Source organism: Streptomyces sp. Ru62, assembly GCF_002920615.1.
In the GTDB taxonomy this organism is placed as follows: domain Bacteria; phylum Actinomycetota; class Actinomycetes; order Streptomycetales; family Streptomycetaceae; genus Streptomyces.
The window spans coordinates 47918-60974 of sequence record NZ_PQSU01000028.1 but is presented as its reverse complement, the minus strand read 5'-3'; the positions used below and the strand labels follow the sequence as shown (position 1 = coordinate 60974).

General features: G+C 73.0%; 13 protein-coding genes and 3 pseudogenes. 8 read left to right on the top strand and 8 right to left on the bottom strand.

Annotated elements, in window-relative coordinates; translation table 11 throughout:
• Positions 1 to 15 precede the first annotated feature (15 nt).
• Positions 16 to 1263 (top strand): ROK family protein, encoded by a 1248-nt coding sequence (locus C3492_RS32165; RefSeq protein WP_103816163.1) that lies wholly within the window; start codon positions 16 to 18, stop codon positions 1261 to 1263.
• Here C3492_RS32165 and C3492_RS32160 read toward each other — a convergent pair.
• The 6 genes and pseudogenes from C3492_RS32160 to C3492_RS32135 form a co-directional block, all read right to left on the bottom strand.
• Positions 1260 to 1658: a hypothetical protein gene (locus C3492_RS32160; protein ID WP_258056023.1), complete on the bottom strand. Its 399-nt coding sequence runs from the start codon at positions 1656 to 1658 to the stop codon at positions 1260 to 1262. The genes C3492_RS32165 and C3492_RS32160 overlap by 4 nt on opposite strands.
• Before the next feature lie 321 nt (positions 1659 to 1979).
• Positions 1980 to 2162: pseudogene (locus C3492_RS46190) on the bottom strand (DUF1272 domain-containing protein); the annotation flags it as partial.
• Between the two features lie 140 nt (positions 2163 to 2302).
• Positions 2303 to 3214, bottom strand: coding sequence for a phosphotriesterase (locus C3492_RS32150; protein WP_103816231.1), 912 nt, complete (start codon positions 3212 to 3214; stop codon positions 2303 to 2305).
• Entirely contained in the window at positions 3211 to 3789 is a 579-nt protein-coding gene (locus C3492_RS32145; RefSeq protein ID WP_103816160.1) for a DUF4865 family protein, read from the bottom strand. Before C3492_RS32145 ends, C3492_RS32150 begins: the two co-directional genes overlap by 4 nt.
• Positions 3790 to 3804: 15 nt before the next feature.
• Positions 3805 to 4205 (bottom strand): annotated as a pseudogene (locus C3492_RS32140) (cupin domain-containing protein).
• A 5-nt stretch (positions 4206 to 4210) separates the two neighbouring features.
• Positions 4211 to 4801 (bottom strand): TetR/AcrR family transcriptional regulator, encoded by a 591-nt coding sequence (locus C3492_RS32135; RefSeq protein ID WP_181140664.1) that lies wholly within the window; start codon positions 4799 to 4801, stop codon positions 4211 to 4213.
• Between the two features lie 166 nt (positions 4802 to 4967).
• Here C3492_RS32135 and C3492_RS32130 point away from each other — a divergent pair, with 166 nt between their 5' ends.
• The gene (locus C3492_RS32130; protein ID WP_103816158.1) at positions 4968 to 5261 is read left to right on the top strand and encodes an SHOCT domain-containing protein; all 294 of its coding nucleotides are present in this window, start codon (positions 4968 to 4970) and stop codon (positions 5259 to 5261) included.
• An 879-nt stretch (positions 5262 to 6140) separates the two neighbouring features.
• Here the strand turns inward: C3492_RS32130 and C3492_RS46180 are convergent.
• Both C3492_RS46180 and C3492_RS32120 read right to left on the bottom strand, forming a co-directional pair.
• A pseudogene (locus tag C3492_RS46180) lies at positions 6141 to 6572 on the bottom strand (ATP-binding protein); the annotation flags it as partial.
• A gap of 325 nt (positions 6573 to 6897) precedes the next feature.
• Entirely contained in the window at positions 6898 to 7221 is a 324-nt protein-coding gene (locus tag C3492_RS32120) for a hypothetical protein (protein WP_103816157.1), read from the bottom strand.
• A gap of 305 nt (positions 7222 to 7526) precedes the next feature.
• Between C3492_RS32120 and C3492_RS32115 the strand changes: the two genes are divergently transcribed.
• From C3492_RS32115 to C3492_RS32090, 6 genes are all read left to right on the top strand, one after another.
• The gene (locus C3492_RS32115) at positions 7527 to 8651 is read left to right on the top strand and encodes a PLP-dependent cysteine synthase family protein (protein ID WP_103816156.1); all 1125 of its coding nucleotides are present in this window, start codon (positions 7527 to 7529) and stop codon (positions 8649 to 8651) included.
• A gap of 232 nt (positions 8652 to 8883) precedes the next feature.
• Positions 8884 to 10089 (top strand): ATP-binding protein, encoded by a 1206-nt coding sequence (locus C3492_RS32110; RefSeq protein WP_181140663.1) that lies wholly within the window; start codon positions 8884 to 8886, stop codon positions 10087 to 10089.
• A complete protein-coding gene (locus C3492_RS32105; RefSeq protein WP_014671109.1) occupies positions 10086 to 10487 on the top strand; it encodes a roadblock/LC7 domain-containing protein in 402 nt (133 codons plus the stop codon). The genes C3492_RS32110 and C3492_RS32105 overlap by 4 nt, the downstream gene beginning before the upstream one ends.
• Entirely contained in the window at positions 10484 to 10858 is a 375-nt protein-coding gene (locus tag C3492_RS32100; protein ID WP_030651941.1) for a DUF742 domain-containing protein, read from the top strand. The genes C3492_RS32105 and C3492_RS32100 overlap by 4 nt, the downstream gene beginning before the upstream one ends.
• Positions 10833 to 11435: an ATP/GTP-binding protein gene (locus C3492_RS32095; protein ID WP_103816155.1), complete on the top strand. Its 603-nt coding sequence runs from the start codon at positions 10833 to 10835 to the stop codon at positions 11433 to 11435. The genes C3492_RS32100 and C3492_RS32095 overlap by 26 nt, the downstream gene beginning before the upstream one ends.
• A 194-nt stretch (positions 11436 to 11629) precedes the next feature.
• On the top strand, positions 11630 to 12988 hold the full coding sequence (locus tag C3492_RS32090) for a cytochrome P450 (protein WP_374938399.1): 1359 nt from the start codon (positions 11630 to 11632) through the stop codon (positions 12986 to 12988).
• Positions 12989 to 13057 lie beyond the last annotated feature (69 nt).

Genomic DNA, 13057 nt, shown 5'->3' with positions numbered 1-13057 from the left:
GGGAGACTCGCCCTCATGAGCGGCAAGGCGGATCCCCGGGCAGCGGGGGAGAGGACCACGTCAAGGGCGCGGCTGGACCGCGGGCGCGGGGCGCTCGGGCCGGCGCTGGAGCTGGTGCACACCGGACGGGCGCCGACCCGCGCCGTGCTCACCGCCGAACTCGGCGTCACCCGGGCGACGGCCGGCGCGGTCGCCGCCGAGCTGGAGGCGCTGGGCCTGATCCGCGTGGACGCCCGGCCCGGTTCGGCGGCCGGCTCCCAGGGGCGCCCCTCGCACCGGCTGGAGGTCGCCGAGGACGGGCCGGTCGCGCTCGCGGCGCAGATCCACGCCGACGGCTTCCGGGCCGCGCTGGTCGGCCTCGGCGGACGGATCGTGGCGACCGCGCCCGGCTGCGAGACCGTCGACGCCGACCCCGCGAAGGTGCTCGGCTCCGTGGTCGAGGCGGGCGCGGAGCTGCTGCGCAGCACCGGGAGGCGCTGTGTGGGCGCCGGGCTCGCGGTGCCGTCCGCCGTCGCCGAACCCGCCGGTCTGGCCCTCAACCCACTGCACCTGGCCTGGCCCGCGGGCGCCCCCGTCCGGGAGATCTTCGCGGAGCGCGTGCGGGCCGCGGGCATCGGCGGACCCGCGTTCGCGGGCAACGACGTCAACCTCGCCGCCCTCGCCGAACACCGGCACGGCGCCGGCCGGGGCGCGCGGGATCTGCTGTGCGTGGCCACCGGGCACCGGGGCGTCGGTGGCGCGCTCGTCCTGGACGGTCGTCTGCACACGGGCAGTTCGGGGCTCGCGCTGGAGGTCGGCCACCTCACCGTCAACCCCGAGGGCCGCCCCTGCCACTGCGGCAGCCGGGGCTGCCTGGACGTCGAGGCGGACCCGCTGGCCCTGCTCGTGGAGGCGGGCCGGGAGCCCGGCCCCGAGGTGTCACTCGTCCAGCAGGCAGGCGACCTGCTGCGCACCCAGTACGACGACCCGGCCGTGCGCAGGGCCGCAGAGGTCCTCATCGACCGTCTCGGCCTCGGCCTGGCCGGCCTGGTCAACATCCTCAACCCGGACCGCATCATCCTCGGCGGTCTGCACCGCACCCTGCTGGCCGCGGACCCCGGCCGGCTGCGCGCGGTGGTCGCCGACCGCAGCCTGTGGGGCCAGAGCGGGGGCGTCCCCATCCTGCCGTGCACCCTGGACCACAACAGTCTGGTCGGCGCGGCGGAACTGGCCTGGCAGCCGGTGCTGGACGATCCACTGGAGGCGCTGGCCGGGAGCGACTAGTCCGCGGTGACGCCCCAGTACGCGATCCCCGCCGGGCCGTTCTCGTCGTACAGCACCGTGCAGTTCCCGCAGGCGCGGTCGGGGAAGGACAGCCGGTCCGAGTCCAGCGCGTCGAGCCATGCGGCGTGCGTCGGCCGGCCGTCAGGTGCCCAGGCTCTGACCTCGGCGTCGGTCAACGGCCGCATGAAGGGCCCGCCTTCGGTGTCCGTGGGCTCCACCATGACCGCCTGGTCGAGGACCGAGGCCGTACCACCGGTGTAGACGTACTCCATCCACTCCGTGTCCCCCCACAGCTCCTCGACGCTACGTCCCGGGAAGCCGTGGTCGTCCCGCGCCAGCTCCGCCTCCTGCTCCTGCCGGAACGCCGCCGCCAGATCGGGCTGATACCGCCCCACGTGACACCATGCGTTGCCACCCATCACACGCCTCCCGCCCCACGTTCACCGATCACGGGCAGCGTAGGACACGGCACTGACAACGGGCCCCGCCTCCGGCTCCGCCGGCGCGACGGCCGTCGGGGTGGGGTCGGGCCGGCAGAGCCGTGCGGGTGCGTGCCGTCGTCCGGCGCGTGTCCGACCCTCTGGAGGAGGCCGCGGAGGTCATGGGTGGTCGGCGTGTCCGTCAGCGCGCTCACCGGCACCGTCGCTCAGGCCGTGCACGAGGGCCCGGCCGGTCTCGCCCACCCCGATGGCGCCGGCGCGTGCCACGGCGGCCGTGGCCGCGGGCGCGCGGCGCGGCCTCGGCACGAGTTCGCCGCCACAGTTGGGGCAGACCTGACCCAGGGCCGCTCCGCACGCCTCGCAGAACGTGCACTCGTACGAGCAGATACGGGCCGGACCGTCCGGTGGCAGCGCGGTGGTCTCACAGCGCTCGCAGCGGGCGCGCATCTCCAGGCCCATGCTCTCCCGTCCCTTCGGACAGCGGTCGGTGGTCGGTGATCGGTGACTCTCGTGCTCCGTCGGCTCCCATCCTCCCGGCCACGGCCGGCGGCGAAACCGTCCGGAGGGACAGGGATCCACGGGATCGGGCCACGGCCCGCTCAGGTCCAGTCAACCCCGAACGCTCGCCCCGGGTGCTCCGTGAGGACGCGGTCCACCAGCTCCGCCCCCACCGCCTGGACCAGCCGCTGCCGTACCCGGCGCAGCAGGTACGGCATCCCCGGCCCGCCGTCGACCGAGCGGGCCCCGGCGGTCACCGTGTCGCCGCCGAGCAGCAGCCGGTTCCCGAACCCGGCCTCCGCCAGGGCCCGTACGGCCTCCGGCATCCGCCAGTCGGTGGCGTGGTGGGCGCGGGACGGGCCGTCGAAGGCCAGCCAGCAGCCCGACGCGGCGGCCTGCCGGTGCGTCACCGGGTCGGGCGACCGGTTCAGGTGCCCCAGGATCACCCGATCACCCGGCACGTCCCACTCCCCGCACAGCAGGTCCAGCACGTCCAGGGCGCCGGTGCCCAGCTCCAGGTGTACGGCGATGGTGGCGCCGGTGGCGTGGTGCGCCTCGGCCGCCGCCGCCATGGTGCGGCGGGCATGCGCGTCGAGCCCGTGGAAACCGCCCGCCACCTTGATGAAACCGGCCCGCACACCGGTCGTGCCGATCCCCTCGGTCAGTTCGGAGACGAACAGGTCGGCGAGCCGGCCGCCGCGCAGCCGGGCGAGCGACTCGGGGTCGTAGTGCGCCGCTTGGTGCAGTCCGGTGGCGCAGACGATCCGCACCCCGGTCGCGCGGGACAGCTCCGGCAGGTCCGCCGCCCGCCGTCCCATGCCGTACGGCGTCCACTGCGCGACGGCCGCCCCGCCCGCCGCGCGGAAGGCCGTCAGCTCGGACCGCGCGGCGCAGAGGTCGTCCAGCTCCTGACCCGGCAACCGCGGGCTGCGCAGGAAGAGATGGTCGTGCGCGTCGCACACGCCCAGCTCCTCGGGCGGGATGTCACCGAGGACCGTACGGACGCGGGTCACCACTGCCGTCCGCGCGGGAGCCGGTCCCGGCCGGGTGCGGACAGGTGCAGCACCTCGAAGACGTCCCCCTCGGCCTCGGGCGCCTCGTGCTCCCAGAGGGAGAAGTGCACCAGCTCCCAGGCGTGGGTGTCCACGGCCGCCGCCGCGAGCACCGCGCCGTCCCGCGTCGCCAGCCGCTCGGTCTCGGCCGCCGCGTCCGCCATGAAGGGCGCCAAGCGCACACCGTCCGGCACCGGTTGGCGCCGGCGCACGGCGAACGCCGGCGCGGCGGCGGTGCCCTCCTCGAAGGCCAGACCGGTCCACTGCCGCACCGCGGGCCGTCCGAAGTCGTCGACGGGCCCCTGGAAGGCGCCGCCCCACAGGAAGCTGTTCATGCCCTCCAGGGTGTTCCAGAGGTAGAACGGACCGTACTGGTTCACCGGCGAGCCGTTCACACCGCGTTCGCGCATCACGTACGTCTTGACGCCGAGGCCGTCCCAGTCGTCCAGCAGATGGCCGACGCGGGCGACCCGGGAGCGGATGATGCCCATGTCGTAGTCGGCGGGCAGGGTGAACTCGTACTGCATGGCGTGCATCTCGGAATTCCCTTCTCAGGCGGGGGAGTCGGCCACTGCTCGGGCGGGGTGGTCGGTCACGTGCGCGTGCCCGGTCGTCGTGCCGTCCGCGGCGGCCACCACCGCCAGGTGGGTCATGAAGGTGCGGGGCCCGGCACCGTGCCAGTGCCGTTCGTCCGGCTCGATCCCCACCGTGTCGCCCGGTTCCTGCACCTCGCCGCCCCTGTGCCGCGCCGGCCCCTCGACCTCCAGGACGGCAGCACCTGTCCGTGCGGATGCCGGTGCCAGGCCGGTTGCGCGCCGGGCGGGAAGCGGACGTGGTGCACGCGCAGCCGGGACGGGGCCGGCGGGGCGGCCGTCTCGGCCGGCCAGACCGTGCCGGTGACGTTCTCCGCCGGGCCCCGCCGGGTGTCGGGACGTCGTCCGGTGATGTGCACGTGACTCAGTTCCCCGGTCCGGGAGTCGGAGGTGCCAGCAGGGAGAGCAGACCGCGCACGCCCGCGTCGAAGGCGGCCGGCGAGCCGGACGCGCGGGCGAGGACGTAGCCGCCCTGCACGGTCGCCAGGACGGCCGCGGCGATCTCCCCGCCGTCCAGGCCGGGCGCGAACTGCCCCTGCTGTTTGCCCTCTTCGACGATCCCGGCGATCCGCTCCCGGATGGCGGCGATCGTCGCGTCGACCGGCGCGCGCAGCTCCTCGCTCGCGATCACGTCCGGGTCCATGGTCAGCCGGCCGACCGGACAGCCCCGCAGCACATCACGCTCGCGCAGCAGATACGCCTCGATGCGCTCGTACGGCGTGCCCGGCCCGCCCAGCACGGCCTCGGCGGTGGCCCGCAGTTCGTCGGCGGTGCGGCGGATGGCCGCCAGGGCGAGGTCCGGCTTGCCCTTGAAGTGGTGGTACATGCTGCCCTGGCCGGCCCCGGCGCGCTCCAGGATCGCCTTGGGGCTGGTGCCCACGTACCCGCGCTCCCACAGCAGCTCGCGGGTGGACTCGATCAGTCGTTCCGAGGTGTTCACACGCTCACTGTACATACTAGTAGTTACAGTCCGCCACCCGCTCCGGGAGCAGCGCGGCGCCACGGCCGTACTCCCCGCGAGGTACGCGCACTGCCGTCGGCCGCACGACGACCCCGGCCCCCTGCCGGAGGGAGCCTTCGGACATCACCGAAGACCCGGACCGACGAGGGAGAGACCCGAGATGCAGACCTTGGCGCACTGGGACGGCGGCGGACCCGGCCCGTGGATCCTGTTCGTCCCGCTGATCTGGGCGGCCGTCGTGACCGGCGCCGTCACCGTGCTGCGCCGCACCGCCCGGCGCGGGCGCGGCGGCCCCTGGCGGCCGGTGGACGCGGGACGCCCGGCGGGCGACTCACCGCTCGCGGTCCTCGGCCGCCGCTTCGCCTCCGGCGAGATCGACGAGGACGAGTACTGGCGCCGTCTGTCCGTCCTGGAGGAGCAGTTCGGCGGCACAGGAAAGGGCGGCGCGGTCTGAGCACGGCCACCGCGGCACGGGCCGTGGCCGAGACTGGGTGCCTGGAGGGACCGCGTTCCTCGGCCGGACCCGGCTTTGAGCGGGGTCGCGCTCTTCGGTCGGGCCTGGTTTCCCCGGCGGGCCCGCGTTCGTCGGCCGGGCCCGGTTCCCCCCGGGGGCCGACAGGGCCGGGCTCCTCGACCACGGGCGCGGCGGAGGACGGCGAGGAGGCCCTGGGCTCCCCGTTCCTTGTCGAGGGGCTCTCTGCCAGGGCCGAGGCGCCGCGTTGTCCTCGGGTGCCGGCTCGGCCTGTCCGGCCATGGCGCGGGGGAGGGCATCGCGGTCGCGGGGGCACCGAAGCGGGCCGCCTCTTCAGGGGCGGCCCGCACTGGTGCCGTGTCCCCCGAGGGGTGGGGTGGCGGACTCCTGACGGTCCGGTGCTCCCGGCCGCGGCCGGAGGTGTGGTGGGCCGGGAGGCTACCCGTGGGCTGGGCGACGCAGTGGCCGGAAGGGAACCTCAGCGGGTCAGGAAGGCACGGCTGACCGGGCGGGTGGGGCCGTTTCGGTCGGGGTGGGGGCGGACCCGGCGGCGGGTGGGGGCGCCCCGACCGGCGCCGTGGCCGTGGCGGCGACGGGCGCCGCGCTTCCGGCGGGTGCGGTACGGCGGAGGGGCGGGGGCGCGGGACTTGTCAGGGGCGTGGCGCTCGCCGGTACCGGGGCTGCCGGAGCCACGCACGGCCCCGAGCCGGTCGGCCCCGCCGGGAGAACCGCCCCCGCCGGGACAGGCGCCTCGGTCGGGAGAACCGCCTCCCCCGGGACAGCCGCCTGTGTCGGTGCGACCGCCCTCGTGGGGACAGCCGGTGTCGGCGCGGCCCATACCGCCCTCCGCGGCGACCCCGACGGATGGCTGCGGGCCGTTGCCGGGGCCGGGAGGGTGAACCAGACGACCTTGCCGTCCTCGCCGTCCGGCCGGGCGCCCCAGCTCTCGCTGACCGCGGCCACCATGGCCAGGCCTCGCCCACAGGTGGCCAGCGGAGTGGTGCCCGTCGCCTCCGTGGCGTCGGCCGGCACCGGAAGACGCGGATCGTGGTCGCGCACCGAGACCGTGAGCCGGTCCGGCAGCAGTTCCAGCTCGACGGTGCACGACTTGTCGGGCCGGGCGTGCCGGTGGACGTTGCTCAGCAACTCCGTCACACCGAGTGCGGCCCGGTCTATCAACGGGTCCATATGCCAGTAGCGCAACTGCGCAGATACGATTCTGCGGACCTGGCCGATCCGCGACGGCAGGGCTTGGAGCTCCACCGTGCAGTGCCTGCTTGGGTGACTGATCACGGCTGCGACTCCCCGATGTGAGGTCCGGAGGAACCGGAAGAACACGGAGAACAACGGATCCAGCAGGGTGCTTGCGTCCAAACGTCCGCCTGCTGTCGTGGCCGGCGGGCTGGTTCGCAGCGTTATCGCCGGTAAACCCAGAGTGACGTGAGACCAGCGTGGCGCAGCGGATGCGCTCCCGCAACTCGCCGCGACCGACCGCCGCTCGGCGTGTGTGACCGACCGCCGTTCAGCATGGATGACCGACCGCCGGTCAGCGTGTGCGGCCGACCGCTGCTCAGGGCGCGCCACCGACCGCCGGCCGGCGTCCGCGGCCGGCGCCTCCTCAGCCGCCGCGCCCCGCCGCCCGGCGGACCGCCTCGACGAACCGCCGTGCCGCGGGCGGCCCCGGCCGGCCCGGCGCGGGATCGCGCGCGCCCATCGTCAGCAGGTACCGCGTGCCGTTGACGTCGGCGAGCGCCCGGTCGTCCGGTACGAACCACGGCTTGGACGCGCGCACCGCCTGCACCGGCGCGCTGTCTATCTCGCTGCCGTAACTGGTGAGCAACTGCAGCCTGCCGTCGCTGATCCGGACCTGGCCGGCCCGGGTGAGCGAACGCAGGCGTTTGCCGATGCGCACGCCTGTGGCCGTGAACTCCGGTTCCGCCATGTCTGGCCGCCCCCTCGCGGTGTTCCCGTGGTTCCCTGGTGCGCTTCCGTCCGGGACGGTCGTCCCGTCGCGTGCAGTCTGCCCCGGCTCGGCGTGGAGCACCAGTGCGCGCGGGGCGCGTGCGACAGTCGCCCGAAGCACTGGCGTCCGTGCGCCCCCCATCGGCTCGCACGTCCGTGCCCCAGCGCGCCTTTGGGTGGCTCAAAGATGCGTTTATGCAGGTGGGAAGCGGTGGGAAAGGTGCCTATGCTCGATCTGCCGGCCCGCGCGAGGCGCCGTCGGCGAGCAGCGTAAGGAGCCCCGCCGTGAGCACCCCTCCCCAGATCAGCACCGGCGCCACCCTCGACGTCGACCGCAGTGATCCCGCCTACCGCGGCTGGCTGAAAGAGGCCGTCCGCAAGGTTCAGGCCGACGCGAACCGATCGGCGGACACGCACCTGCTGCGCTTCCCGCTGCCCGAGCGGTGGGGTATCGACCTCTACCTCAAGGACGAATCCACCCATCCCACCGGCAGTCTCAAGCACCGGCTCGCCCGTTCCCTGTTCCTCTACGGCCTCTGCAACGGCTGGATCCGCCCGGACCGCCCGGTGATCGAGGCGTCGAGCGGCTCGACCGCGGTCTCCGAGGCCTACTTCGCGAAGCTGATCGGCGTGCCCTTCATCGCGGTCATGCCGCGCACGACGAGCGCGGAGAAGATCCGCCTGATCGAGTTCCACGGCGGACGGTGCCACTTCGTGGACGACTCCCGGAAGATGTACGAGGAGTCGGCCCGCCTCGCGGTGGAGACCGGCGGCCACTACATGGACCAGTTCACCTACGCCGAACGCGCGACGGACTGGCGCGGCAACAACAACATCGCCGAGTCGATCTTCCGGCAGTTGCAGTGGGAGCGGTTCCCGGAGCCCGCCTGGATCGTCGCCACGGCGGGCACCGGCGGCACCTCCGCGACCCTCGCGCGCTACGTCCACTACATGCAGTACGACACCCGTATCTGCGTCGCCGACCCGGACAACTCCTGCTTCTTCGAGGGCTGGACGGCCGGCGACCCGGACGTCACCTGCGACTGCGGCTCCCGGATCGAGGGCATCGGCCGGCCGCGCATGGAGCCGAGCTTCGTGCCCGGCGCGATCGACCGGATGATGAAGGTCCCGGACGCGGCCAGTGTCGCCGCCGTACGGGCCCTGGAAGCGGCCATCGGCCGGAAGGCGGGCGGCTCCACGGGCACCGGTCTGTGGAGTGCGCTGAAGATCGTCGCCGAGATGGTGGCCGAGGGGCGTACGGGCAGCGTCGTCACGCTGCTGTGCGACCCGGGCGACCGGTACCTGGACAAGTACTACTCGGACGCGTGGCTCGCACAGCAGGGGCTGGACATCACGCCGTACACCGCCGCGGTCGACACGTTCCTGGCCACCGGCGTGTGGCCGGACTGAGCCCGTCCCCCTGCTCGGGCAGCTCCCGCGCGACAGGCGGGTTGCGGGGTTGTGTGGGTTTGGTGACGTCTCAATTGAGGCCCTCAGCAAGCCGGTTGCGCCTAAGCGGCTGATAAGATCATCCCACTTTTCAGTGGACTGACGGCGTGTCATGAACGCGTCTGGGGGACAGTCTCGAAGGCACCGTCGCGCTGTTCACGCTCCCGGCGCGATGCGACTTGAAGAGAGTCTCATGACGTCATTGACTCAGGATCCACTGTTGTGGATCTTGCTGGTGGTGCTCATCGCTGCGGTCGTCGCAGTGATGCGGGCCCGGAGAACCAACATGGCGCTCCGAAGAACGAAGAAGGAACTGGAAGCGGGACTCGGCGAGGCCCGCGGCGATGTCGGAGAGCTCCACGCGCACATCGCCACGCTGACCGCCCAGCACCAGCGCGACCTCGCGGACGTCCGGGCGGACGCGGAGGCGGGGACCAAGGCGGTGCTCAAGTCCGCGATGGGAACGCTCCAGTCGCTCGCCGAGGAGCAGCAGGTACTCCTCGACGGCCTGCTCAAGAAGTACGGCGACACCACCGAGGTCCTGGCCGACCTGATGACGGTCGACCACACCGGCAGCCAGTTCGGCCGCCGCGCCAAGGGCATCTCCGTGCTGTGCGGCGGCTGGCTGGGCCGGCGGGAGGGCGCCGCCACGGTCTACGACGTCGCGCGCAGCGCCCAGGGCCGGATCAAGGACTTCAACCGGGTCAGCGTCCACTCGCAGGTGAACGTCTCCCTCGTCGGCAAGGCGGTCGAGCCGGTGGCCGTCGTGCTGGCCGAGCTGCTGGACAATGCGACGAACTACAGCGCGCCCGGCACTCCGGTCGAGGTCAACATCCAGACCGTGCCGACCGGTGTGTGCTTCATCGTCGACGACGCCGGACTCGGCATGGACCAGGAGACCAAGGACCGGGCGGCGGCCCTGCTGTCGGTCGACGGTCCGGTCGACATCACCGGTCTCGGCGATCCGCCGCGGTTCGGCTTCGCCGTGTGCGGCATGCTCGCCGCCCGCTACGGCTTCGCCGTCTCCGTCGGTTCCGTGTCCCCCTACGGCGGAGTGCGTGCAGTGATTCGTGTGCCCGAAAGTCTCCTCGCGGCCGACGCGCCCGCCCCCGCGGCCGACGCCCAGGACGCCACGGGCCCGGAGGCGGCCCCCCAGCGGCTGGCGCCGGTCCCGGTCGTGGGCCCCACCCACGTGGTGGGGACGACCTCGGGAGGTCTGCCCAAACGCCGGCGACGCGGCGGCCCCGTCACGGTGGTCCCGGCACTCGACGCCACCACCGGTCAGGAGGGCGCGCCCGAACCCGCCAGCGAGGTGACGGCGTCACGGCTCGGGGCGTTCGCGCGCGGAACACAGCTCGGGCGCACCACGAACACCACGGAAGGACCTGACAACAAGTGAACATCGACCTGTCCTGGGTGCTGAACGACGTGCTTGAGGTACGCGGAGCCCGGCACGCGATCCTCGTCTCGGGCGACGGCCTGCTGCTGCAGCGCTCGGACGACATCGGGCGGGACGACGCCGAGACGAACGCCGCCGCGATGAGCTCCATGCAGTCGCTGAGCCGGGCCGTCGCGGGGTTCGTGGGAGCGGGACACGGGATCTGGAAGCAGACGCTGCTGGAGTACGACGGCGGCTGGATCTTCCTGATCGCCGCCGGCCAGGGCTCCTACCTCGCCGTCTCCGCCGCGCTGGACGTCGACATGGAGGCCATGTCGTTCCGCATGCAGAAGACCGTCACGGGCCTGAGCAAGGCGATGAGTGTGGCGCCCCGCTCGGACAACGGTGCCGGCGCATGACGACCCCCGACGAGGAAGCCTCCGTCACCAGCGACTTCGTCCGCTCCTACGTCATCACCGGCGGCCGGACGCTGCCGGACTCGGACGACCTGGCGCTGCACACCCTGGTCACCCTGGCTCCCGACCGGACACCCCCGCTGGGAGCCGGTCCCGAGGTGATGGCGATCTGGAAGCTGTGCGCGGGCGGCTACCTGTCGGTCGCCGAAGTGGCCGGCCACCTGGGACTGCCGGTGGGGGTGGCCCGGCTGCTGCTGACCGATTTATTCGAGCAGGGACACCTCCTGCGCCGCGCCGAGCCGCCCCGGGCTCAGAACGTTGACAGAGCGACCCTGGAAAAGGTTCTGAATGGACTCCAATCCCTCATCGGCTGAGACGGCCCCCGGCTCCATCTATGTCTCCAGCGCGGTGACCAACGCTGCCAAGATCCTGGTCGTCGGGCATTTCGCCGTGGGCAAGACGACCTTCATCGGCTCCCTGTCGGAGATCACCCCGCTGCGCACCGAGGAGAAGATGACGCAGGCGTCGCTGCACGTGGACGACCTCAGGGGCGTGGCCGACAAGACCACCACCACCGTGGCCCTGGACTTCGGCCGGCTCACGCTCAGCGACGACCTCGTGCTGTACCTGTTCGGCACCCCCGGACAGCAGCGCTTCATGCAGCTGTGGGAGGACATGGCCCGCGGCGCGCTGGGGGCGCTGCTCCTGGTCGACCCGGCCCGGCTGGAGGAGACGTTCCCCGTCATCGACCTCGTCGAGCGGTACGGCCTGGAGTACGCCATCGCGGTCAACAGCTTCGAGACGGGCACGGTGTACGAGGAGGCGGAGGTGCGCGAGGCCCTGGATCTGTTGCCCGACACCCCCGTCGTCTACTGCGACGCGCGCGACCGGCAGTCCTCCGCCCACGCGCTGATCGCGCTCGTGCGTCACCTGCTCGCCCGAGCCGCCTGACCCGACCGTCCGCAGCCGCCTGACCCTTCCATCCCCCCGACCCCCGGCCCGGACCCCCCGCCCGGGCCCCGGGCCCGGACCCTGCGCCGGACCCCGGCCCGGCACCGTCCCCCGGCGCCCGGCCCCGACCTCCCCGGCCCCGGCCCGGAACCATCCGCCCGGACCCTCGGCCCGGAGCCAGCAGAAGGAACCTCATGGACCGACAGTCAGCCCCCGCCCCCGCCGGCGCCAGATGCCCCATGCACGACGCCGCGTTCGCCGCCGACCCGCACCAGGTCTACGACCGGCTGCGCGCCCACGGTCCGGCCGGACCGGTCGAACTCGCCCCCGGCGTCGACGCGACCCTGGTCGTCGGCCACGAGATGGCGCTGCGCGTGCTGCAGAACTCCACGCTCTTCGCCCGGGACGCCCGCCGGTGGAAGGCCCTCAACGAAGGGCGTATCGGGCTGGACAGCCCGGTGCTGCCGATGATGGCCTACCGGCCCAACTGCCTGTTCACCGACGGTGCCGTGCACCTGCGGCTGCGCAAGGCCGTCACGGACAGCCTGGCCCGGCTCAACATCACCCGCATCCGCCGTGACGTCGAGCCCATCGCCGACTACCTCATCGACCAGTTCAGCGAGCGGGGCCGGGCCGACCTCCTCAACGACTACGCCAAGCTGCTGCCGCTGCTGCTGTTCAACAAGCTCTTCGGCTGCCCGGCGGACATCGGTGACACCCTCACCAGCGCCATGTCGGCGATCTTCGACGGCAAGGACGCCCTGCGCGCCAACGAGGAACTCACCACCTGCCTGATGGAGCTGATCGCCCTCAAGCGCCGCCGGCCCGGCGACGACGTCACCTCCTGGCTGATCCAGCACCCCGCCGGGCTCACCGACGAGGAACTCAAGGACCAGCTCGTCATGCTGATGGGCGCCGGCGTGGAACCCGAGCGCAACCTCATCGGCAATGCCCTGCTCCTGCTGCTGTCGCCCGACACGAGCGGGCGCGACTCCGGGCTGCTGGTGGAGGAGGCGATCGACGACGTGCTGTGGAACCAGACGCCCATCGCCAACTACGCCACCCACTACCCGGTGCAGGACGTGGACCTCGGGGGAGTGGTGGCCGAGGCCAACACTCCGGTCGTCATCAGCTTCGCCGCGGCCAACAGCGATCCGGCGCTCGCCGAGGCCCGCCACAAGCACAGCAAGGGCGCCCACCTGGCCTGGGGAGCCGGTCCGCACGCGTGCCCGGCCAAGGACCCGGCGCAGGTCATCGCCGTCACCGCGATCGAGAAGATCCTCAACGCCCTGCCCGACCTCACGCTGGCCGTTCCCGAGAAGGAGCTGGAATGGCGCCCGGGGCCGTTCCACCGGGCCCTGGTCGCGCTGCCCGTGGCCTTCAGCCCGACCCCGGCCACCCGCATGGTCTCCGCCCTCCAGAACCGGACCGGCCCCGCCGCGGCGGAGCAGCCGCTGCCCACGGTTGCGGCCTCCGCCGCTTCCGCCGGCCGTCAGGAGCCGGCCAGGAAGAAGGGATTCTGGAGCAGTTTCCTGGACATTTTCCGGGTCTGATGTGCGGCATGTGACAGGAGCAACACTGTCAGGCGCATGACGGAGGAGAGGGGAAGGGTAGGTTCCGGC